The 21863-nt window shown below is 44.1% G+C and carries 19 protein-coding genes; 6 read left to right on the top strand and 13 right to left on the bottom strand.

Translation table 11 applies throughout. From position 1 onward, the window contains the following. Positions 1–34: 34 nt before the first annotated feature. The 5 genes from fabD to yceD form a co-directional block, all read right to left on the bottom strand. Complete coding sequence (gene fabD, locus MSG33_RS15160; protein WP_145532884.1) at positions 35–958, bottom strand: ACP S-malonyltransferase; 924 nt, start codon at positions 956–958, stop codon at positions 35–37. Between the two features lie 75 nt (positions 959–1033). Further along, the gene (locus tag MSG33_RS15155; protein WP_005396980.1) at positions 1034–1984 is read right to left on the bottom strand and encodes a beta-ketoacyl-ACP synthase III; all 951 of its coding nucleotides are present in this window, start codon (positions 1982–1984) and stop codon (positions 1034–1036) included. A gap of 5 nt (positions 1985–1989) precedes the next feature. Next, on the bottom strand, positions 1990–3015 hold the full coding sequence (gene plsX / locus MSG33_RS15150) for a phosphate acyltransferase PlsX (RefSeq protein WP_012841590.1): 1026 nt from the start codon (positions 3013–3015) through the stop codon (positions 1990–1992). A 10-nt stretch (positions 3016–3025) separates the two neighbouring features. Further along, complete coding sequence (rpmF, locus tag MSG33_RS15145) at positions 3026–3196, bottom strand: 50S ribosomal protein L32 (protein ID WP_005396978.1); 171 nt, start codon at positions 3194–3196, stop codon at positions 3026–3028. Between the two features lie 59 nt (positions 3197–3255). Then, positions 3256–3780 carry a 23S rRNA accumulation protein YceD gene (gene yceD / locus MSG33_RS15140; protein WP_005396977.1) on the bottom strand — a complete coding sequence of 175 codons (525 nt, stop codon included), beginning with the start codon at positions 3778–3780 and terminating at the stop codon, positions 3256–3258. Between the two features lie 149 nt (positions 3781–3929). On the opposite strand from yceD, the gene MSG33_RS15135 reads away from it, so the two are divergent. Next, the gene (locus MSG33_RS15135; protein ID WP_005396976.1) at positions 3930–4511 is read left to right on the top strand and encodes a nucleoside triphosphate pyrophosphatase; all 582 of its coding nucleotides are present in this window, start codon (positions 3930–3932) and stop codon (positions 4509–4511) included. 59 nt (positions 4512–4570) lie between these two features. Here the strand turns inward: MSG33_RS15135 and rluC are convergent, their stop codons facing one another. Further along, positions 4571–5515: a 23S rRNA pseudouridine(955/2504/2580) synthase RluC gene (gene rluC / locus MSG33_RS15130; RefSeq protein WP_005396975.1), complete on the bottom strand. Its 945-nt coding sequence runs from the start codon at positions 5513–5515 to the stop codon at positions 4571–4573. A gap of 639 nt (positions 5516–6154) precedes the next feature. On the opposite strand from rluC, the gene rne reads away from it, so the two are divergent. Then, entirely contained in the window at positions 6155–9220 is a 3066-nt protein-coding gene (rne, locus tag MSG33_RS15125; protein WP_248381376.1) for a ribonuclease E, read from the top strand. A 332-nt stretch (positions 9221–9552) separates the two neighbouring features. Further along, positions 9553–11112 carry a SulP family inorganic anion transporter gene (locus MSG33_RS15120; RefSeq protein WP_005396973.1) on the top strand — a complete coding sequence of 520 codons (1560 nt, stop codon included), beginning with the start codon at positions 9553–9555 and terminating at the stop codon, positions 11110–11112. A gap of 60 nt (positions 11113–11172) precedes the next feature. Here MSG33_RS15120 and MSG33_RS15115 read toward each other — a convergent pair whose 3' ends face one another. Next, a complete protein-coding gene (locus MSG33_RS15115; RefSeq protein WP_248381375.1) occupies positions 11173–11622 on the bottom strand; it encodes a low molecular weight protein-tyrosine-phosphatase in 450 nt (149 codons plus the stop codon). 117 nt (positions 11623–11739) lie between these two features. Between MSG33_RS15115 and cobO the strand changes: the two genes are divergently transcribed. Then, complete coding sequence (gene cobO / locus MSG33_RS15110; RefSeq protein ID WP_005396966.1) at positions 11740–12345, top strand: cob(I)yrinic acid a,c-diamide adenosyltransferase; 606 nt, start codon at positions 11740–11742, stop codon at positions 12343–12345. A gap of 62 nt (positions 12346–12407) precedes the next feature. On the opposite strand, the gene MSG33_RS15105 is transcribed toward cobO, so the two are convergent. The 3 genes from MSG33_RS15105 to apbC form a co-directional block, all read right to left on the bottom strand. Then, positions 12408–14495 (bottom strand): AsmA family protein, encoded by a 2088-nt coding sequence (locus tag MSG33_RS15105; RefSeq protein WP_248381374.1) that lies wholly within the window; start codon positions 14493–14495, stop codon positions 12408–12410. A gap of 188 nt (positions 14496–14683) precedes the next feature. Further along, positions 14684–15325 (bottom strand): uridine kinase, encoded by a 642-nt coding sequence (gene udk, locus MSG33_RS15100; protein ID WP_005396962.1) that lies wholly within the window; start codon positions 15323–15325, stop codon positions 14684–14686. Positions 15326–15505: 180 nt separating this feature from the next. Further along, positions 15506–16582: an iron-sulfur cluster carrier protein ApbC gene (gene apbC, locus MSG33_RS15095; RefSeq protein ID WP_065646636.1), complete on the bottom strand. Its 1077-nt coding sequence runs from the start codon at positions 16580–16582 to the stop codon at positions 15506–15508. Positions 16583–16744: 162 nt separating this feature from the next. On the opposite strand from apbC, the gene metG reads away from it, so the two are divergent. Continuing rightward, the gene (gene metG / locus MSG33_RS15090) at positions 16745–18820 is read left to right on the top strand and encodes a methionine--tRNA ligase (protein ID WP_046874415.1); all 2076 of its coding nucleotides are present in this window, start codon (positions 16745–16747) and stop codon (positions 18818–18820) included. A gap of 482 nt (positions 18821–19302) precedes the next feature. Here the strand turns inward: metG and MSG33_RS15085 are convergent, their stop codons facing one another. The 3 genes from MSG33_RS15085 to MSG33_RS15075 all read right to left on the bottom strand — a co-directional run bounded on the left by MSG33_RS15085 (position 19303) and on the right by MSG33_RS15075 (position 20740). Beyond that, positions 19303–19656, bottom strand: a complete 354-nt coding sequence (locus MSG33_RS15085) for a hypothetical protein (protein ID WP_074191586.1) — start codon at positions 19654–19656, stop codon at positions 19303–19305. A 70-nt stretch (positions 19657–19726) separates the two neighbouring features. After that, a complete protein-coding gene (locus MSG33_RS15080; RefSeq protein ID WP_248381373.1) occupies positions 19727–19894 on the bottom strand; it encodes a hypothetical protein in 168 nt (55 codons plus the stop codon). Positions 19895–20362: 468 nt separating this feature from the next. After that, complete coding sequence (locus tag MSG33_RS15075) at positions 20363–20740, bottom strand: hypothetical protein (RefSeq protein WP_248381372.1); 378 nt, start codon at positions 20738–20740, stop codon at positions 20363–20365. A 313-nt stretch (positions 20741–21053) separates the two neighbouring features. Here MSG33_RS15075 and MSG33_RS15070 point away from each other — a divergent pair, with 313 nt between their 5' ends. Beyond that, entirely contained in the window at positions 21054–21863 is an 810-nt protein-coding gene (locus MSG33_RS15070; RefSeq protein ID WP_005396956.1) for a hypothetical protein, read from the top strand.

The following is a 21863-nucleotide window of genomic DNA, read 5'->3' as shown; positions in this document are numbered from 1 at the left end:
CCTTTTCTTATCGCAAGTTTTATCGCTTGATGGATTACTTCGCCGCGTCTAGCGACGCAACATCATTCACTGCTGCTGCAGTTAGCGTTTTCACGATACGTTTTGTTAGACCTGTTAAAACCTTACCAGGACCAAGCTCAAGAAGCTGTTCTACCCCTTGCTCGTGCATAAGCTCGACTGTTTCAGTCCAGCGAACTGGGCTATGTAGCTGACGAACAAGCGCATCTTTGATTTTTGCAGGATCTGTCTCAGCGACCACATCAACGTTGTTGATAACTGGAAGCTGTGGTGAGTTAAATTCGATAGACTCAAGAGCTACTGCAAGTTTTTCCGCTGCTGGCTTCATAAGCGCACAGTGTGATGGAACTGAAACAGGAAGAGGAAGCGCACGTTTCGCACCAGCTTCTTTACATAGCGCTCCCGCACGCTCTACTGCGTCTTTGCTACCCGCGATAACTACCTGACCAGGCGAGTTAAAGTTTACTGGAGAGACCACTTCGCCTTGCGCTGCGTCTTCACACGCTTTTGCAATCGCGTCATCAGCCAAACCGATAATCGCGTACATTGCGCCAGTACCAGCTGGTACTGCTTCTTGCATAAGTTGACCACGTAATTCAACCAGCTTGATTGCTTCTTTAAAATCAATAACACCCGCACATACAAGTGCTGAGTACTCACCTAGGCTGTGACCGGCTAGGTTTGCTGGTTGCTCTAAACCGAGCTCCTGCCATACACGCCAGATTGCAACAGATGAAGCTAGCAAAGCTGGTTGAGTGCGGAAAGTCTCGTTTAAATCTTCTGCAGGTCCATTTTGAACAAGCGCCCATAGATCGTAACCTAGTGCGTCAGATGCTTCTGCAAATGTTTGTTTTACTACGTCATATTGTTCGCCTAGTTCTGCAAGCATACCTACAGCTTGAGAACCTTGACCTGGAAATACGATAGCAAACTTGCTCATGTTGTTTTCCTTTAAGCAAAGTAAAAAGAAATAAGATGCAACAAGTGCACCTTAAATTTTGAATTCTCGTGAAACTTAGAACTTCACCAGAGCAGAGCCCCAAGTGAAACCACCACCAAACGCCTCTAGCAATAACGTCTGCCCGCGTTTAATGCGACCATCGCGCACAGCTTCATCCAGCGCAGACGGTACTGTCGCCGCAGAAGTGTTCCCGTGTCGGTCTAATGTCACTACGACTTGGTCCAAAGACATTGAAAGCTTTTTCGCTGTTGCCGAAATAATTCGATAGTTCGCTTGATGCGGTACTAGCCAGTCTAGTTCAGACTTATGCATGTTGTTGGCTTCAAGCGTATCTTTTACTAGTTTCGATAACTGAGTGACAGCGACTTTGAATACTTCGTTACCTGCCATATGAAGCCATTTGTCAGCATCTTGACCACGCTCAGGTACAGGTAGGCTTAGTAGCTCACCGAATTGACCATCCGAGTATATGTGGGTAGAAATAATACCTGGCTCTTGGCTAGCGCCTACGACAACGGCTCCAGCACCATCACCAAATAGGATAATGGTTGAACGGTCTGTCGGATCACACGTTTTAGACAAAGCATCTGAACCAATAACAAGTACGTTTTTACACATACCCGATTTAATATGTTGGTCTGCAACAGATAATGCGTACACAAAACCAGAACAAGCAGCGGCTAAGTCAAAAGCTGGACAACCTTTAATGCCAAGCTTTGCCTGCACCTGACACGCAGATGAAGGGAAAGTATGGCTACTGCTCGTTGTGGCTACGATAATCAGGTCGATATCGTTTTTATCAATACCCGCCATATCGATAGCGTTTTCAGCTGCGTAGAATGCCATGTCCGCTACAGTCTCATTTTCTGCAGCAATTCGACGCTCTTTAATACCCGTGCGAGCAACGATCCACTCATCACTTGTATCTACCATTTTCTCTAGATCTGCGTTTGTACGCACCTGAGATGGCAGGTAGCTGCCAGTACCTAAAATTTTGCTATACATGAAGACTAATAATGCCTCTCGAGTAAAACCGCTTCCAAACGATCGCTAATACGGCTTGGTACTTGTCGTTTGACCTCGTGTACTGCCTCGCCAAGTGCATTGACAATCGCAGATACATCCGCACTTCCATGGCTTTTTATGACAATGCCGCGCAATCCTAGCAAACTTGCGCCGTTATACTGGTCGGGGTTCAGTGTTTTTAGTTCATTAAATAGCCGAGAAAACAACTTTCTAGCAATCCAACCCTTTATCGTTGACGCCATCATACTGGTTTTAATTTTTTCGATAAAAAGTTGAGCTGTTCCCTCACTGGCTTTTAAGCATACGTTGCCGACAAACCCATCACATACAATGACGTCTGCAACATCATGCAAAATTTGATTACCTTCAATATAACCAACAAAGTTAATCGCGTCGGTCTGAGAAAGCATTTCTGCGCAACGTTTGACTAAATCGTTACCTTTAATCTCTTCTGCGCCAATATTGAGTACAGCAACGCGAGGAGGACAACCTAAGTGTTCTTCTGCTAGTGCACTGCCCATTACAGCAAATTGGAACAAACTATCAGCATCGCACGATACATTCGCACCTAGATCTAGCATCCAAGTACGCTTTCCAGTAATCGTCGGTAAAGCTGAAACTAAAGCAGGACGTTCAATACCAGGAAGTAACTTAAGAATGAAACGCGATAGTGCCATTAATGCACCGGTGTTGCCACCACTAACACAAGCATCCGCCTTCTGCTCAGAAACCAAATCGATAGCCATACGCATGGAACTATTTTGGCTATTACGTAGTGCCAATGAAGGTTTTTCTGAGTTCGAGATAACTTTCTCACTATGAAGAATAGTCAAGCGGGAACTGGTCGAGGTACCGAGTTGAGATAATTGAGACGTGATCAGAGATTGATCACCTATAAGAATCACTTTTAGCTCTGGGAAATGAGACAGTGCCTGCACGGCGGCAGGCACTGTTACGCGTGGACCGAAATCCCCGCCCATTGCATCAAGTGCAACGGTAATACTTTGCAAAGGTTCAACCTTACTTGTTGATAACCTTTTGACCACGGTAGTAACCTTCAGCAGTTACGTTGTGGCGTAGGTGAGTTTCACCAGAAGTCGCGTCTACAGATAGAGCAGCTGTAGTTAGCGCATCGTGTGAACGACGCATACCGCGCTTAGAACGAGTTTTACGGTTTTTCTGTACGGCCATTGACCCTACTCCTATACTATTGGGTTAAAAACCTGAAGAAGAATCGGTTACCACACCTATTACTTTTTCAGACTTTTCAAAACGTCGAATGGATTCGGTTTTTCTTCCTCAATTTCTTCAGGAATCTCACCAAAAACCATGTTATTTGAATCAACGCTACAATCCGCTTCATCGTGCATCGCAATTTGAGGTAATGCTAAGATGAACTCGTCTTCAACCAGTTGTATAAGGTCTAATTCACCATATTCATTTAGATCTACCAAATCATAAATTTCTGGTGCTTCCTGTTCCGTTTTCTCACCGTAGTAAGGAGTAGAAAGGAATTCAACTTCGCACTCATGTGCGAATACCTCATTACAACGCTGACACTCTAAATCGACTTCGATGTTAGCTTTACCAGAGATAACAACAAGTCGCTGTTCATCCATCCCAAATGACAATGAGACTTCTGCGTCGCGTTTTACGCCTTCAGTTGTTTCCGCTAAGCGCTTGAAAAGACTAGCTTGGATGATGCCATCGTAATCCAATCGTTTCTGTGCAGCTTTTGCTGGGTCAACCGTTCGCGGTATTTTTACCTTTTGCATAGGGCGCGAATATTATCTTCCAAATCAAAATTAGTCAAAGAAAAAGGCAAAAAAGTTGTACTTTTTTACGCTTAACATACAGAGCATTAGCCAGAATCATTTTTGATCGATTATCCTATCGGAAATGCTCCCACGAATTGTAATTCAAAATGAAAAATTACCAACTGGTTTTAGCCTCAACCTCCCCTTTTCGTAAACAACTGCTTGAAAAGCTTTCACTACCGTTCATTTGTTTATCACCTGATTGCGATGAAACACCGTTTGACCAGGAAACGCCTCTTGAACTGGTGCAAAGATTGGCCCAAGAGAAAGCAACATCTTGCCAGACGGATAAAGCAAGTTTAGTTATCGGCAGTGACCAGGTTTGTGTCATTAATGGTGAAATCGTTGGCAAACCTTTAAATAGAGACAACGCAATAAATCAACTTTTGTCTCAAAGTGGAAAAGTCATCACTTTCTATACTGGTCTTGCGGTACATAACACCGTCACAAACCATACAGAAGTCGGCTTTGATTCTTTCGAAGTACACTTTAGAGATTTGACGCTTGAACAAATCGAGCGCTACGTCGACAGGGAGGAACCTTTTTACTGCGCAGGCAGCTTTAAAAGCGAAGGAATGGGAATTTGTTTGTTTAACAAATTAGTGGGGAAAGATCCGAATACACTTGTCGGGCTACCACTGATTGATTTGATTGATATGTTGCATGTTCAGGGACTCGATGTCCTTTAATCCAAAGACTATAAAAGGGAGCCACAGGCTCCCTTTTTATGTCCACGAGGAAAACATGGTTACGCGTTTCTTAAACCCGCCAACACTTTTTCTAGCTTCGGTTCCATCGGTGCGTTTATTTCCATCCACTCATCATTTGATGGGTGTTGGAACTTGATGTTTGCCGCGTGTAGGAACAAACGATCTAAACCAACTTGACCTGTGTAAGCATCAAAGCGGCGGTCACCGTAGCGATCATCCCAAGCGATTGGGTGGCCCGTATATTGTGTATGAACTCGGATTTGGTGAGTTCGACCAGTAATCGGACTCGCTTGAATCAATGTTGCTTGTTCAAACTTTTCCAAAATCTTAAAACGCGTTTCAGACGGCTTACCGTTAGGGTTAACACGAACAATACTGTTCACTTCGTTTTTAAGCAGTGGCGCGTTCACAACCTTACAACTGCTTTTCCATTGTCCCATGACAAGAGCTAAGTAAAACTTCTTCACTGTCTTTTCACGAAACTGGGCTTGCAAGTGACGAAGTGCAGAACGCTTCTTAGCAACCAACAAGATACCTGAAGTATCACGGTCAATACGATGCACAAGTTCAAGAAAGCGAGCTTGAGGACGCAGAGCTCTAAGCGCTTCAATCGCGCCAAACTTTAAGCCACTGCCACCATGCACAGCGGTACCAGATGGTTTGTTTAGAATCAACATATGATCATCTTCGAAGATGATCATATCTTCCAACTCTGCGACTTTGTTTAGTTTCGTACTTGGCGCGACATCGTCATCTTTTTTCTCGACTGTCACCGGTGGAATACGAACGAGATCGCCTGCTTTTAACTTGTACTCTGCTTTTATACGCTTTTTATTTACACGTACTTCGCCCTTACGCACGATTCGGTAAATCATGCTTTTAGGGATGTCTTTTAATTGGTTGCGCAAAAAATTATCAATGCGCTGACCCGCCATATCTTCGTCAATGTCGACGAACTGGACTTTTGTTCTTATTTCGCTCATGGGCGGTATTGTAAACTCAATTTCGCGCGACTTCACATTATTCTTGTCGTAAAAGAAACACTTGATAGTACAAACTGGTCTAAATTTCGCCAAGCTTTTGTTTAAATTATTAAAACTCTCAATCGAGTTCTCAATTTGTTTTCTGTCTTGATCAGTTTACACATCTCAATTGCTTATGAAACAGCCAGTTATAAATTAGAAATTTTGAGTTTAGCGGCAAATTTTCTATCGTTTGCGTGAAAGCAGATTGCTGATAGCCACGCGCACTGCTATAGTTCACAGCTGCTAAGGAAGGTTTGGTTACATTTTATTCATTACCAATCATTTATCCTCAAGCAATGTGAGTAGATCGTTGAAGGTCGAGTGCAGCATTGGCGTGAGACACATCGAATTCAACACTCTTGCCACCCTACTCCTCGCATATTCACGTTGAGTACCTACCGCCCAAATAGCGGGTCACAAGTCTACGTTTCCAACAGAAACCACAAGAGGCTTGTGATGACTGAAGTGCCCGAGAGCATCCCCTTCCAGCCGGGAGGCTGCAAAATACAAGCCATGGGATCAGGCACCGTGAAAGAGCGAAAAAACAGTGGCAAGTCGACAAGAAAGATATAAAAGAAAAGACAACGAGAATTTTCAATGAAAAGAATGTTAATTAACGCAACTCAAAAAGAAGAGTTGCGTGTCGCTCTGGTTGATGGCCAGCGACTTTTCGATCTTGATATCGAGAGTCCAGGTCATGAATCTAAAAAAGCGAATATCTACAAAGGACGTATCACACGTATCGAACCAAGCTTAGAAGCCGCATTTGTTGATTACGGCGCCGAGCGTCACGGTTTCCTCCCTCTCAAAGAAATTGCCCGCGAATATTTCCCTGAAGGTTACACCTACCAAGGTCGTCCAAGCATCAAAGAAGTGCTAACGGAAGGCCAAGAAGTTATCGTTCAAGTGGAAAAAGAAGAACGTGGAAGCAAGGGCGCAGCTCTTACTACTTTCATTTCTCTTGCTGGTAGTTACCTTGTTCTTATGCCTAACAACCCTCGTGCTGGCGGTATTTCTCGCCGAATCGAAGGTGACGAGCGTACTCAACTAAAAGCCGCATTAAGTACTTTGGAACTGCCTCAGGGCATGGGCCTAATCGTACGTACTGCTGGCGTTGGCAAGAGTGCTGAAGAACTTGAGTGGGATTTGAATGTACTACTTAACCACTGGGGTGCAATCAAAGGTGCAGCGGACTCTAACCCTGCTCCATTCTTAATCCACCAAGAAAGTAACGTTATCGTTCGTGCAATCCGTGACTATTTGCGTCGTGATATTGGCGAAATCTTAATTGACAGCAACACCATCTACGAACGTGCAAAAGAGCACATTCAATTGGTGCGCCCTGATTTCCTTAACCGCGTTAAGAAATATGAAGGCGAAGTTCCACTATTCAGCCACTACCAAATCGAAAGCCAAATTGAATCAGCTTTCCAACGTGAAGTGCGTCTGCCATCTGGTGGTTCTATTGTTATTGACCCAACCGAAGCACTAACGTCTATCGATATCAACTCTGCTCGTGCAACCAAGGGCGGCGATATTGAAGAAACAGCTCTAAACACGAACCTAGAAGCAGCCGACGAAATTGCTCGCCAGTTACGTCTACGTGACTTGGGTGGCTTAGTGGTTATCGACTTTATCGATATGACACCTGTTCGCCACCAACGAGAAGTAGAAAACCGTCTACGTGAAGCCGTTCGTCTTGATCGCGCTCGTGTACAAATCGGTCGTATTTCTCGCTTTGGTTTGTTGGAGATGTCACGTCAACGTTTAAGCCCTTCTCTAGCAGAAGCAAGCCACCACATCTGTCCTCGCTGTAGCGGTACTGGAGTCGTTCGCGACAACGAATCTCTAGCACTTTCTGTGCTTCGTTTAATCGAAGAGGAAGCACTGAAAGACAATACAGCGCAAGTTCTCGCAGTTGTACCTGTGCCAATCGCTTCTTACTTGTTGAACGAAAAACGTCGTTCAGTTAACCATATCGAACGCATTCAAGAAGTGAAGATTACGGTTGTTCCAAACTCTGACATGGAAACGCCGCACTTCGAAGTTATCCGTGTTCGTGAAGGTGAAGAGTTCGATCTGATTTCTTACCTACTTCCTAAAAAACTGGAAGCAATGAAAGAAGCGGAAGGTAAAGAGCCAGCGGAAGTTGACGTAAAACCTAAACGAATCGAAGAACCTGTTCTTAAAGGCTTTGCGGCTCCTTCTCAAACGGCACCTGCACCAGCAGCTAAACCTGCCCCTGAGGCGAAGAAGAAAGAACAGAAAGTTGAACAAGAAGAAAAACCTGGACTGTTCAGCCGTTTGTTTAAAGCACTTGGTAGTTTCCTATTCGGCGGTTCTGAAGAAGTAAAAGAAGAACCGAAACCTCAGGAAGAGAAAAAGCCAAATCGCGATAATCGACGCAACAAACGTGATCGCAATGATCGTCGTCGCAATAACAACCAACGCGATAATCGTGAGAACCGCGACAATCGTGATAACCGACGTCGTCGTAAGCCTCGTGATGAGCAAGCGAATGAACAAAACGAAGCTCAACAACAAACCAATAAACAGCAAAACCGCAACCAAAAGCGTAAGCCTAAAGCTCAACAAGCAGACAAAGCCCAAGAGCAAAAAGCAAATGCAAAAGTAGCGGAAAAAGGCCTGCAGCTAGCGGCGGAAGCTCGAACTGAAACAAAACCAGAAGAGAGCAAACCAAAGCAACAAAACGCGAAAGCAGAAAAAGTGAAGGAGCGTCGCCAACGTCGCAAACTGAACAAGTCTGTACGCGTTAAAGACCAAGAAGCGGTTGAGAAGAAAGCAGAAGAAACGGCGGTTAAGACTCAAGAAACGGTTGAAACCAAAGTTGAGAAGCCAACAGAAGCAGCGGTAGAAGCACAACAAGACAACAAGCAAGCAGAGTCTAAGCAACGTCGTAACCGTCGTTCGCCACGTCACCTGCGTGCAAGTGGCCAGCGCCGTCGCCGTGGTCGCGATCGCCGTCCTAACCCGTTCCGCCTGCGTAAAGGTGGTGTAGCTTCTCCTGAGATGGCTATGGGTAAAGTAATGCCACGCTACATTCCGAAACCTGCACCTAAGAAAGAAGAGCAAGTTAAGGAAGAAACAGTAGCAGCAGTACCTACAATGCAAGGTGGTTTTGCTTGTCCAGAGATGGCTATGGGTAAAGTGATTATTCGCCGCGAGCAACCTGTTGTAGCAGAAGCGCCAGTTGTTGAATCAAAGATTCAAGAAACAGTTGAAGCGAAAGTGGAAGCTCCTGTAGTAGAAGCACCTGTTGTGGAAGCAGTAATCGCAGAAAAAACTGAATCGGCAGTAGTAGAAACAGCTTCGGTAGAGCCTATCGTTGAAACTCCTGCGACTGAACCGGTTGATGCCATTGTAGAAACGGCACCAGCTGAAGAGCCTGTGGTTGAAGCAGCAAAAGAGATTGCAGCCGAAGCGCCAGTAGCTAAACCAGAGCCTAAAGTCGAAGCCATCAAAGTTGCGGCTAAGCTAAACGCTAGCGCACCGATGACAAAAGCACCTGGCCCTCAAGAGCTACGCGAAATCACTGTTGCAGCAGCACCGTTCAAAACCGAACGTTACCAAGCTAAAGGTGCGGGTAGCCAAGTGGCTAAAAACCGCGCATCGGCAGAGATGACAAAGCCTAACTTTAACTAGGTTAAATCATTACGTTCAACTGCTTAACTGCATAAATAAATTAAAGGCTACCATCTGGTAGCCTTTTTTATCTTCATATCTGCCCAATAAATTGTTCATATAAATACCAATTCGTGATCACATTTGTACGCCATTATTCGTATCATTCTTGAACTTAATCACACTTTTCGGTAGCATGCGCCGACTCAAGTTTTCGACACCATTCTGATGCTGCTCTTTTAATACTACGGTTTACACTGCAATGTTTGATTAGAAATCAACCACTCAGTGGCTTGTGCAAATACGAATATGTGTCGGGTTTAACTCATTGCAAAGAGAACTTAAAAACAAACATGTTCGAATTTCCCCAATTTTCTAAGCACTCCGTAAAAAATGATGTGCTATCAGGCTTAACCGTTGCGCTAGCATTGGTTCCTGAAGCTGTCGCATTTGCGTTCGTCGCAGGCGTAGATCCGATGGTCGGTCTTTACGCTGCATTCATCGTTGGTCTTATTACTTCCATTTTCGGTGGTCGTCCCGGCATGATCTCTGGTGCAACTGGAGCCATGGCAGTCGTAATGGTTTCGCTTGTCGCGACTCACGGTGTCCAGTACCTATTCGCAGCCATCATGCTCGCTGGTATTCTTCAAATTGCCGCTGGTATGTTTAAATTGGGTAAGTTCATCCGTATCGTGCCTCACCCTGTGATGATTGGTTTTGTGAACGGTCTGGCTATTGTTATCTTCCTAGCTCAGTTGGGTCAGTTTAAAGCGCCAGATATCAACGGCATGCTTACTTGGCTACCACAAGACCAAATGCTGCTAATGCTTGGTTTGGTTGCGCTAACTATGGCAATCATTCACTTTCTACCAAAAATCACAACGGCTGTACCCTCTTCACTTGTTGCAATCGTAACGGTGACTGCTTTAGTGGTTGGTTTGGATCTGGAAACTCGCACTGTTGTTGACTTCTTGCGTACAATGTCTGGTGATGAAGCGGCAACACTCGCAGGTTCACTGCCGACCTTCTCTATTCCGGCGGTGCCATTTACGCTAGAAACTCTACAAATCATTCTTCCATACGCGATCATTCTAGCGGCCATTGGTCTAATTGAATCTCTGCTAACGCTGACAGTTTTAGATGAGATGACGAACACTCGTGGTCAATCTAACCGCGAATGTATCGGTCAAGGTATGGCAAACATGACCTGTTCTGTGTTTGGTGCTATGGGTGGTTGTGCAATGATTGGTCAGTCGATGATCAACGTAAACTCAGGTGGTCGCGGTCGTCTATCTGGTATCGTTGCTGCTATCGCTCTATTGATGTTTATCTTATTCGCTTCTTCGTTAATTGAAATGATCCCACTCGCTGCTCTGGTTGGTGTGATGTTCATGGTTGTAATTGGTACATTCGAATGGGCAACATTTAAACTAGCGCGTCGCGTACCGAAGCAAGACTTCTTCGTTATTGTTCTTGTGACCGTTGTTACTGTTCTTACTGACCTAGCCGTTGCCGTAGCGGTTGGTGTTATTGTTTCTGCATTAATGTTTGCATGGCAACACGCTAAGCACATCTATGCCGACACATGCTTAAACGAGGAAGGTTCAAAAGAGTACAAGATTCACGGTCCTATTTTCTTTGGTTCTGCCGCTAACTTCTTGGAGTTGTTTAACGCGCCTGAAGATCCAAAAGATGTGATTGTCGATTTTGCAGACTCTCGCGTGACGGATCACTCCGCAATTGAAGCGATTGAAACACTAGCAGAGCGTTACAACTCTCAAGGTAAAACGCTGCACCTTCGCCACCTAAGTCCAGATTGCCGCAAGCTTTTAGATAAAGCGGGCAGCTTGGTTGAAATCAATGTGAAGGAAGACCCAAGCTACAAAGTGGCAACCGACATTTTAGCGGGTTAATACAAATAAAAAGGGATGGGCTCAGCTCATCCCTTTTCCTATTATCTTTAAGCCCGGCGATTATAGCTTCTTCAAAATCTCCTCTGATGCCTCTTCGATTAAATCAAGCACCAGTTCAAAGCCATCTTTTCCACCGTAATATGGGTCTGGGACTTCATCGTAATCTGACCCAGAATGACTTAAAAATAACGATACTTTGTGTCGATACTTCAACGGACAAATATCCAATAAATCGGCTAAATTTGCTTTATCTGCGGCTAATATCAGGTCAAACTTGTCAAAGTCATCAATGGTAACTTGACGCGCACGCATTCCTTTAAAAGAGTAACCTCGCTGCTTTCCTGCGGCCATTGCCCTTGAATCCGGTGGGTTTCCTGCGTGGTAGCCAATCGCACCTGCCGAATCAACCTCCACGGCAATACCCAACTCTTGAGCTTTCGCTCTTAACACTGCTTCTCCGGTTGGTGACCGACAAATGTTTCCCATACAAACAACAAGTATTTTCTTCATTTTATTCCCTGAATTATCGGTGGTTTTTCTTCACGATATGTTGGTCTATCATAGCGAGATAAATCAATGAACCCAAATCAGCTTGGGCAAAGCACAAAAAGGAATTAAGGAAGTATTATGTCTATCGAAGAAAATAAAGAAGCACGCCATAAGGCTCGCCAACAAAAAGTCAAAGAACAGGTAGACGCAAAAATTGCTGCTGCTCAAGAGGAAAAAGGTCTGCTACTGATAATTACCGGAAATGGTAAAGGTAAATCGACATCAGGGTTCGGTACGATAGCACGCGCAGTGGGTCATGGTTTGAATTGTGCTGTCGCGCAGTTTATTAAAGGTACTTGGGATAATGGTGAGCGCAACCTACTTGAGAAACTCGGCGTTGAATTCCAAGTAATGGCGACCGGCTTTACATGGGAAACTCAAAACAAAGCCGCTGATACCGAAGCAGCGCAAGGCGTATGGCAAGAATGTAAGCGCATGCTCAAAGATGAATCTATCGATGTGGTTCTTTTTGACGAGCTGACGTACATGGTGAGCTACGGCTACATTGATTTAGACGAGGTCGTTGAAGCGCTGAACAACCGCCCTAAAATGCAGTCGGTTGTCATTACTGGTCGTGGCGCTCATCGCACTCTGATTGAAATGGCTGATACCGTTTCTGAAGTGAAGAATGTAAAGCATGCATTTGAGTCAGGCGTCAAAGCGCTGAAAGGTGTCGACTGGTAAAGCTCACCAGCAGAATTAAAAAAGGGTTGGCTAATGCCAACCCTTTTTGCTTTGGCTCGAATCTAATTGAATAGATTCTTTATCAAACCATCGACTGCTTCTTTGGTTTTTTCGTCTTTGATTTTGTCCGTTAGCTTCTCTACGCCACGATCGATTTCTTTCTGAGCTTTCTGCTTCAGAACATCATCGAATACGAGCTTGAATTTAGGCTCTGCCCACTTACCAGACACATTGATTGGAATCGTGATGTCTTTCAACTCATCTATATCTTTACCGCCCTGGCCTTCTAGGCTGCCTACAACTGACGTGCTGATAGTAAAGTCGACTGTTTCATTGATGTAGTTTGCGGTACCTTTACCACGAACACGTAACAATGGAGACTGAGCTTGCATATTATCCGTTGATACAACACCTTTGTTGAGTTTCAATGTCGCCATCATCGCACTGAAGTCTGTTTTCTTAGCTTCATTGGTGCCTTCGACTTTTTGCCCTTTAAATTTCGCGTAGTTTTCACGAATCAACTGAGCAACGTTGATGCCATTCACCGCACCATCAGCAAAATTGATAACAACCGTACCAGAAAGATTCTTCTTGATACCGGTAGGCGTGAGACTCTTACCTGTAACATTCACATCAATGTTACCTGTCCCTTCTAGTTTGTCGTTCTCAGCAACATCTATAAGTAGCGGTTGAACTTTCACGCCTTTGATTGACTTTTTAACACTGTAAGTCGCTGGTGATTGGCGTGCATCTAACTTCGCTGTCGCTGAGATTGAGCCTTGGTACAACTTCGAACTAAATGATGTAAGCTCAAACACGCCACGATTTACAGTGAAGCTCGTTTTTACCGCTTCCATCTTCGCATTTGCCGCTTTGAATTTGTCGATGGTAATGTCACCCTTTACATCTAACGTTTTCAACGCAGACAAATCAGGTTCAACCTCAGGTCCGGCAGGAGCACTTTCGCCACCAGAAGCAGGCTTATTACCTTCGGCAGCTTGCTTATCTAACCCTAAGAACTCATCAAGATCGATATTGGGGCTATGGAGAGCAAAACGTACTTTAGGAATATCACCGAGTGTCACATCAGCCTTACCATCTAAGGCGATAGCATTCGCTGTTAACTTCTCTAGGACAAAACTCAGGTGGTTTTTCGTCAGGTCGAAAGACAGATCAGACACCATGTCGACTTTCATAGGTGACTGAGGTAATGCATCACCCTCAAAAGTCGATTTAAGAGTTAACTTATCCAACTGCACTTTGCTGATAGCCTTGTCTACACCAAGTTGACCAGCACCCTGCATATCTAACTTCATACCACCAGCGTCGCCCTTCAAGGCATAAGTCAGGTTATTTACTTTATCGAATTCAAATGTATCTAAACCGATCGTTGCCGATTCAATCTTATTGGCAGGGTCAGTGTATGTCGCATCGAAGTTGATGTTCTTTAGCGCGTAGTTTGCCAAACCTTTTTCTAGCTTAAAGTCGGCCTGACCTTTCGCGGTGAACTTTTGGTCATTCATTTCGCCCTTCACGCCAAAATCAGCCGTTGTCCAGTTGTCAAAAGCGAATTCGGAAAGGTTTAATGAAATATCATAAAGTTTGGTGTAACTACCGGCTTGCTTATCCTGCATTTCTAATGAACCATTAGAAACCGTAACACCAGCAAGATTAATGCTCCAATCAGAGCCAGAAGGCTGCGTTTCACCATTTTGCGTAGGCGCAGTATCGCTCGCTTGCTCTGCTTGTTGTGTTTGGGCTTTCGTCAATGCATCAATATTCTTGCTGCCATCTTTCTTGGTTTCAATGTAGAACTCAGCCCCATCAAGCGTGACGTTTCCAATTTCAAGCTGTTGACTAAAAAGTGGCATGACAGAGATATCTACACCAACGGTATCAACTTTGAATAAATTGGGTTTACTAAAGCCTTGTGGGTTTCGCAATTCTGTATGTCCCAACTCAAAGCCGATCGATGGGAAAAATTGCCAACTGATATCTCCTTCAATCACTAGTTCTAAACCGGTTTGCTTTTGCGCTTGCTCAACAATAAGGGGCTTAAACTGATTAGGATTGACGAAGATGGTTAACGCTAAAATTGCGACCAAAATGACCACAATCGGTATTGCTAGAATTAAGAGCAGTTTCTTCATTTGTTTTTCCTTGCTCGAGTGTTTTTACAATTATAAGCGCAGACTCCATTTACCGCTGACAGTTCCACAAAAGCGTGAAAAATGTCTAGTTTTAACCTGCAACTGACTAATTTAAAAACAAAAAAAGAAGTGGCACTTAAGGTGCCACTTCTTCTCTTAAAAATAAAGCGATATAGCCGTCTAAAGGCTTAAGCTTTCAAAAGTCTTGCAATGTGAGCTTTTAATACATCGATTGCGATACGGTTTTTACCACCGCGAGGAACAATAATGTCCGCATATTGCTTAGAAGGTTCGATAAACTGCATGAACATCGGACGTACTGTTTGTTGGTACTGCTTGAGAACAGATTCCATAGTTCGGCCTCGTTCTTCCACGTCACGCTTAACACGACGAAGCAAACAAATATCTAACGGTGTATCCATAAATACTGTCGCGTGCATCAAATCACGAAGACGAGGGTCAGTAAGAAGAAGGATGCCTTCTAGAATGATCACCTTTTTAGGCGTCATTGTAGTCGTGTTACTTGTTCTTGTGTGTTCAGTGTAGCTGTACTCAGGTACTTCTACTGCTTCACCACGTACCAATTTTTCAAGGTGCTCACACAGTAGGTCGTGGTCCAACGCACTCGGGTGATCGTAGTTCGTCTTTACTCGCTCTTCCATGCTTAGGTGGCTTTGGTCGTTGTAGTAGCAATCTTCCGTGATGACACCGATTTGATGATCGCCTACTTTCGCGCGAAGCTCATTATAAATAGTGCTCGCGATCAGACTTTTTCCAGAAGCAGAAGCGCCAGCAATACCTACGATGACGCATTGATTATTATCAGACATTAGTTTGCACCCGATGATGATTTCTAGTCACATAAAAAGATAAACTGCCTGATTATAGGGAGTTCACCCCATAGTTACTAGCTGGAATTAGGGTTTAGTCATAAGTTTCTGCCTGCTCAGAGGATTAACCTCCGAGCAAACGTTAAAATGTGCAATTATCAACCAATAGGCATAGTAAACTTAGTTCACCATTGTAAAGCTAATCGCATCTGGTTTTGCTTTGCCTTGCCAAAACATCGTGCTACATACGCGATCGGCAAGCTGCTTGTAATACCCTGCATGCTCACTTTCTGGGCGCCTTGCTACTGTTGGCACGCCAGCGTCAATATCTTCTCGCATAGAGATATGAAGCGGAATTTGTCCTAGCAGTGCTAAGCCAAACTCTTGCGACATTTTTTCTGCACCACCCATGCCAAAAATATGCTCTTTCGCGCCACATTGACTACAAATGTGATAACTCATGTTTTCCACAACACCGATAACCGGGACATGGACTTTGTTAAACATTGCCGCTCCCTTTCTTGCATCGGCAAGCGCCAAGTCTTGCGGTGTCGTGACTAACACACTACCTGTCACCGGAATCTGTTGTGACAACGTCAACTGTATATCCCCCGTACCTGGCGGCATATCAATCACCAAATAATCTAAATCGGGCCAGTCTGTTTCCGTTAATAACTGCGACAACGCTTTTGAAGCCATTGGACCGCGCCATATTGCCGCTTCTGATTTGTCCACCAAATAGCCGATAGAGTGAGTATAGATGCCGTGAGCGAAAATGGGCTCCATCCACTTACCATCACGAACTTCTGGTTTTGCATCTTCTTGCCCTAACATCATAGGGACGGAAGGTCCGTAGATATCCGCATCCAACAATCCCACTTTCGCCCCAGATTGAGCAATCGCCAATGCTAAGTTAACCGCAGTCGTTGATTTACCGACCCCACCTTTCGCAGAACTAACGGCAATGATGTTCTTAACACCTTTAACCGGATTGGCCACTTGAGTTTCTAATGCTTTAACTCCAAGGCGAATATTGAATGGGAATTCAGCCACTTTATCTGCGGTTTGTTGCTGTTTAATCCAGTCATGCAATATGGTTTGAAGCTCATTACTTGCGAATGGCAACGTTATCTCAACAGAACCTTGTGCCGTAATCGAAATTGCGCCATGAATATCTGCCCAATTTTCCACCAACTGTGGATGCTGGAATTGGTTAAACCAGTGACAAAAATCTTGTTTTGAAGTGAACTGATGCATAAGTCCTCCTTTTAGATGTCATGCTAACACCGTCCTGCCTCAACCAGAACCCCAAAAAAACTAAGGCATTCCGCAGTTTGACACCTTGGAGTTAGTGAGTTCATGGGGTAGTATTATCCATCAAAATTTATTTATACCTATCAAGAAAAGCGAATATTAAGTATGGCAAACGATCCAAGAAACTTTCCGTCAAGGAAAATGCTGGTAACTTGTGCCCTTCCGTACGCTAACGGTTCGATCCACCTTGGCCATATGCTTGAGCATATCCAAGCGGACATTTGGGTTCGTTACCAACGCCTACGCGGCAACACTGTAAACTTCATCTGTGCTGACGATGCTCATGGCACGCCAATCATGCTTAAAGCGCAACAGATGGGTATTACTCCTGAAGAAATGATTGCCGCAGTTAGCGAAGAGCACCAGAAAGACTTTGCTGGCTTTGATATCAGCTTTGATAACTACCACAGCACACACTCAGATGAGAACCGTGAGCTAGCGTCACACATTTATCTTGAGCTGAAGAAAAACGGCTTTATCTCTAGCCGCACTATCTCTCAGCTGTTCGACCCAGAAAAAGAGATGTTCTTACCGGACCGTTTCGTAAAAGGTACGTGTCCAAAATGTAAGTCAGAAGACCAGTACGGTGACAACTGTGACAACTGTGGCGAGACTTACAGCCCAACAGAACTGATCAATCCTAAATCTGCGGTTTCTGGTGCGACGCCAGTAATGAAAGATTCTGAGCACTTCTTCTTCGACCTGCCTCAGTTTGAAAGCATGCTAAAAGAGTGGACTCGCTCTGGCTCGCTACAAGCTGAAACCGCGAACAAGATGCAAGAATGGTTCGAATCTGGTTTGCAGCAATGGGATATCTCACGTGATGCGCCATACTTTGGCTTCGAAATCCCAGGAGAGAAGAACAAATTCTTCTACGTATGGCTAGACGCCCCTATCGGCTACATGGGCTCTTTCAAAAACCTATGTGACAAGCGTGACGACCTAGATTTCGACGAGTACTGGAAAAAAGACAGCTCAGCAGAACTGTACCACTTCATCGGTAAAGACATCGTTTACTTCCACAGTCTATTCTGGCCAGCAATGCTAGAAGGTTCTGGCTTCCGTAAACCAAACAACGTATTCGTACACGGCTACGTAACGGTAAACGGCGCGAAAATGTCGAAGTCTAAAGGTACTTTCGTCAAAGCGAGCACTTACCTAGAGCACCTAGACCCTGAGTGTCTACGTTACTACTACGCGGCGAAGCTAAACAGCCGTATCGACGATCTAGATCTTAACCTTGAAGACTTCACTCAGCGCGTAAACGCTGACGTTGTTAACAAGATCGTTAACCTGGCATCTCGTAACGCAGGTTTCATCGCAAAACGTTTTGAAGGCAAACTGTCTGACAACTTTGCAGAGCCTGAGCTTTACAACGAATTTGTTGCTGCGGCTGACCGTATCGCTGAGCTTTACGAAACACGTGAATTTGGTCGTGCAATCCGTGAAATCACTGCACTGGCAGACAAAGCTAACCAATACGTTGATGAAAAAGCACCGTGGGTTGTAGCAAAAGAAGAAGGCAAAGATCAGGAGCTACAAGACATCTGTTCTGTCGGTATCAACCTGTTCCGTGTACTGATGACTTACCTGAAACCAGTGATGCCTGCACTTGCTGCACGTACTGAAGCATTCCTAAACCAAGAGCTGACTTGGGAAAACATCGCTGCGCCACTAACAGGCCACGAGATCACTAAGTTCAAAGCACTGTTCAACCGTATCGATCCGAAGAATGTTGAAGCGATGATCGAAGCATCTAAAGAAGATGCGGCGGCAGAAATGGCGGCGAAAGAGAAAGCAGAAGCGGAAAAGAACAAGGCTAGCCAAACTGAGCTAGACAAAGAGCCAATCGCTGAAGAGATTGAGTTCGACGCTTTTGCAGCAGTAGATATGCGTATCGCTCGTATCATCTCTTGTGAAGAAGTGCCAAAAGCAAACAAACTGCTTAAGTTCCAACTGGACATCGGTGGTGAAACTCGTCAAGTGTTCTCTGGCATCAAGTCAGCGTACAAACCTGAAGAGCTAGAAGGCAAACTAACGGTAATGGTAGCAAACCTAAAACCTCGTAAGATGAAGTTTGGTATGTCTGAAGGTATGATCCTAGCGGCAGGCCCTGGTGGTAGCGATCTATGGATCCTTGAGCCACACGAAGGTGCTCAACCAGGGATGCGTGTAATGTAATGCTCTTCGCATAATAGAAAGGCTTAACTATTTCAGTTAAGCCTTTCTACAACAAGATAAAATTACTTAATGCAACCTATACTCTTCCGGTCCCCAAGTAATGGTCGCGCCACACACAAGGAAAAGTACAAAACTGATGCTTACAACATACGCAAGTATTCTATCAAACGTTGTTGCGTATTTTAGTATTAGTTGGTCATCCACTAGTGATAATTTGACTGGCTTTCCTCGTATCAATACTGATGCGTACATGGGAAATCTAAAACCCCACCCATTTCTGTCCCAACCAATAGGGTCATGACCATCCCGCAACATTTTTTTCTCAATCAGCTTTACCGATACACGAATGAAAAGCAAAGTACTAACTAACCAAGTACATCCGATAATCATATTTGCAATATCAAAATAAGACACGTTGCTCCCTTTATCAGGATTTGGCTTTTCAACTAGACTTGTATTCACCGTTCTACAGAGCCCTGCGCTTAACTGGTTTTCACTCTGTACTCTTCAGGCCCCAACCCCATTACTGCTCCCAAAGCAAGTGCCATCACGAAGCTTATTGTAACAATATACGCAAGCACTCGGTCAAAGACTGTCGCGTACTTTAGAATAAGTTTGTCTTCTACCAGCGATACTTTCGCAGGTTTACCTCGCATCAACACTGAGGCGTACATGGGAAATCTAAAACCCCACCCATTTCTGTCCCAGCCAATTGGATCATGACCATCCTGCAATATTTTTGTCTCAATCCGCTTTGCTGATACACGAATAAAAACCAATGTGCTCAGTAACCATGTCCAACCAACAATCATCACTATAAGATCGAAACAAAACACAATTACTCCTTTAAAACCAATTTACTTTAGAGCTAGTTTCATAGGTTTTTTCTGCTAAACCTTGCCCAAATCAATCACCCATTTTTGCAGCCGCATAACCAGCCCCTAAACCAACACCTATTAATACGACTACTCCAAATGGGCCAGCAGCTAAAGCGATTCCCATTCCAGATGCAATCACTTTGGATGTGGTCCAAACGCCAGCAGCGTTGCTCGCACCAAACCCAGCAACTTCCATTGCCGCTCTTTTTGCCAATTTTCTCCGTTATTCTTGGCATTTCGAACATTGTTAAAGCGAACACCAGCATCAATCATGATGATCTTTTTACCTACAATACTAGAGCTTTGTTCAAGAACTCGAATTGAGCGGATGTTAGCTATAGGTGTTAAATGTAACTAAGTTATATCCCTACCGCTTCGCGCGATATTGACTGCCCTATTCGGGTTGCTCCAAATGTTACCGCGGCTACTTTTAATTCGCCCTGCATAATGGGCAAGCTCTTTTGTAAATTTTGCATTCAAAGAACTATGAGCTTCTTTAACTCTATATCCAAGCTTCACAAGCTCCTTTTTCTGCGCACCACTTCGTGAGGCTTTCCGTACATCTAATAAGGCGTTTTGATATTTGAGCAAAGCTTTCCCGAAATTACTCAATCTGACTTGCTTTTCATTAACCGCCGTAGCGGCAGCACCTACTGCAGTATACTCATCGATTTCCCCCCCCCATAGTATGATTAGTAGCATCTAAAAAAGGCTTAATCTCTTTTTCATAGAGGAGGGCTACCGCTTGTAAGTTTTCATCGCCAAACTCACTTGTTAGATTGGCTACATTTCTTTTGGTTTCTTGTGACCAACTTTTTACAGTATCAAGAGCACAAGCTATATCAGGTCTCTCGCTACGCAACTTAGCTATGTTGATCACAGAGCCTTCGTTCAGTATGAAAGGAGTACCTGCGGGAATAAAACTACCAAATATATGTGGGTTGTCCTTACGAAACTGAAGGTACTTATCCTCATCATTTGTATCGATAGGGAGCGTTATCTTTGAGTGAGTACTGAAGCATAGGTCGAATTTATTAGACAAATTAATTACCTCGAACAATCAACAAAATAGACAACTTGTATCATATAAAGTGTCCGAGTATTTTAATTTCTAAACATTGTGACTTGAATCAGACTACAAAAAGTAAGCAATATGTAACTCACAAAGAATAACGCGTACACCAAGCATCGACACCGAATAATCAACCATATTCACAAATTTGGTGAATCCATGCACCAATAACGACCGTCCCAAAAGAACATTTAATATAACTAATTGTTTTAATTTAATTTTTGTTTGGCATCAAAACTGCAAACCTTCCTTGTTAGGTCCAAACACTAACAAGGAGTTGGTTATGTTTGTTTTGATTTCCACATTATTATCTATCGCTATTTTAGCCGGAATATATCACTTATCTTCTAAACGAGAGCAGCAACACGCGCGTAAATATCAGCTGTTAACATTATTGCGAGATGTTGTTCATCTGCTGAGACGCCATCGAGCTGCGACGCACTACTCACTTCAATTTCAACAAAATAACGAACAAGAATTAGAAGTCCTTCATAACGATCTCACCAACAAACTGCATCTTTTGGTCGAAACCTCACGCTTTGAAAATAAACCCATGTATCGCGTGCTGCAGATCAAAGTAGGAAAACTGCTTGAACAATGGAACGATCACAGTGTTGCAAGGAACCAGATGGAGCATGGTAAGTTAATTCGTCATTGCTTGTTCTTGATGGATGAAGTCACGATTGCTTGGTTAGCGGTAGAACAACGAGATGATCTACATAATGAGTACCACATGAACTGGCAAAACATCATGGATAGCTTAGAAACCCTGACTCAATTGAGAATTAGCATTCAAGACTTGGGAGAGCAAGGGGGGAATGAGCGTTTCAAAAATTACGCATCGGTTATGACACGTAAGCTAAATCAATTAGCAGTTATCGCTCCGCTTAGTATCGTTTCTCCTGCTTCCACACGCTCAATACAGATATTAAATAACTATGTGACAGGAAGTCATGTCGATTTAACAGAAGCTGAGCTTTATGGAGTCACATCAGACTTATCGTTGACCATCTTCAATACTTACGACCACGTCCTTTCAGACATCGTTGAAGCATTGTATCTACCGTTGCCCAAACTCTCTGTAGCAAGATAA

It is taken from the genome of Vibrio sp. 1CM7H, assembly GCF_023161645.1.
Classification (GTDB): Bacteria; Pseudomonadota; Gammaproteobacteria; order Enterobacterales; family Vibrionaceae; genus Vibrio; species Vibrio diabolicus.
Note: the sequence above shows the minus strand (reverse complement) of the source record. Positions and strands in the feature narration are given on the sequence as shown.

Excerpts from the sequence above, each read along its gene's own strand:
- fabD (WP_145532884.1), bottom strand. The coding sequence starts at position 958 with ATGAGCAAGTTTGCTATCGTATTTCCAGGTCAAGGTTCTCAAGCTGTA.
- MSG33_RS15155 (WP_005396980.1), bottom strand. The coding sequence starts at position 1,984 with ATGTATAGCAAAATTTTAGGTACTGGCAGCTACCTGCCATCTCAGGTG.
- rpmF (WP_005396978.1), bottom strand. The coding sequence starts at position 3,196 with ATGGCCGTACAGAAAAACCGTAAAACTCGTTCTAAGCGCGGTATGCGT.
- yceD (WP_005396977.1), bottom strand. The coding sequence starts at position 3,780 with ATGCAAAAGGTAAAAATACCGCGAACGGTTGACCCAGCAAAAGCTGCA.
- MSG33_RS15135 (WP_005396976.1), top strand. The coding sequence starts at position 3,930 with ATGAAAAATTACCAACTGGTTTTAGCCTCAACCTCCCCTTTTCGTAAA.
- rluC (WP_005396975.1), bottom strand. The coding sequence starts at position 5,515 with ATGAGCGAAATAAGAACAAAAGTCCAGTTCGTCGACATTGACGAAGAT.
- rne (WP_248381376.1), top strand. The coding sequence starts at position 6,155 with ATGAAAAGAATGTTAATTAACGCAACTCAAAAAGAAGAGTTGCGTGTC.
- MSG33_RS15120 (WP_005396973.1), top strand. The coding sequence starts at position 9,553 with ATGTTCGAATTTCCCCAATTTTCTAAGCACTCCGTAAAAAATGATGTG.
- MSG33_RS15115 (WP_248381375.1), bottom strand. The coding sequence starts at position 11,622 with ATGAAGAAAATACTTGTTGTTTGTATGGGAAACATTTGTCGGTCACCA.
- cobO (WP_005396966.1), top strand. The coding sequence starts at position 11,740 with ATGTCTATCGAAGAAAATAAAGAAGCACGCCATAAGGCTCGCCAACAA.
- MSG33_RS15105 (WP_248381374.1), bottom strand. The coding sequence starts at position 14,495 with ATGAAGAAACTGCTCTTAATTCTAGCAATACCGATTGTGGTCATTTTG.
- udk (WP_005396962.1), bottom strand. The coding sequence starts at position 15,325 with ATGTCTGATAATAATCAATGCGTCATCGTAGGTATTGCTGGCGCTTCT.
- apbC (WP_065646636.1), bottom strand. The coding sequence starts at position 16,582 with ATGCATCAGTTCACTTCAAAACAAGATTTTTGTCACTGGTTTAACCAA.
- metG (WP_046874415.1), top strand. The coding sequence starts at position 16,745 with ATGGCAAACGATCCAAGAAACTTTCCGTCAAGGAAAATGCTGGTAACT.
- MSG33_RS15080 (WP_248381373.1), bottom strand. The coding sequence starts at position 19,894 with ATGGAAGTTGCTGGGTTTGGTGCGAGCAACGCTGCTGGCGTTTGGACC.
- MSG33_RS15070 (WP_005396956.1), top strand. The coding sequence starts at position 21,054 with ATGTTTGTTTTGATTTCCACATTATTATCTATCGCTATTTTAGCCGGA.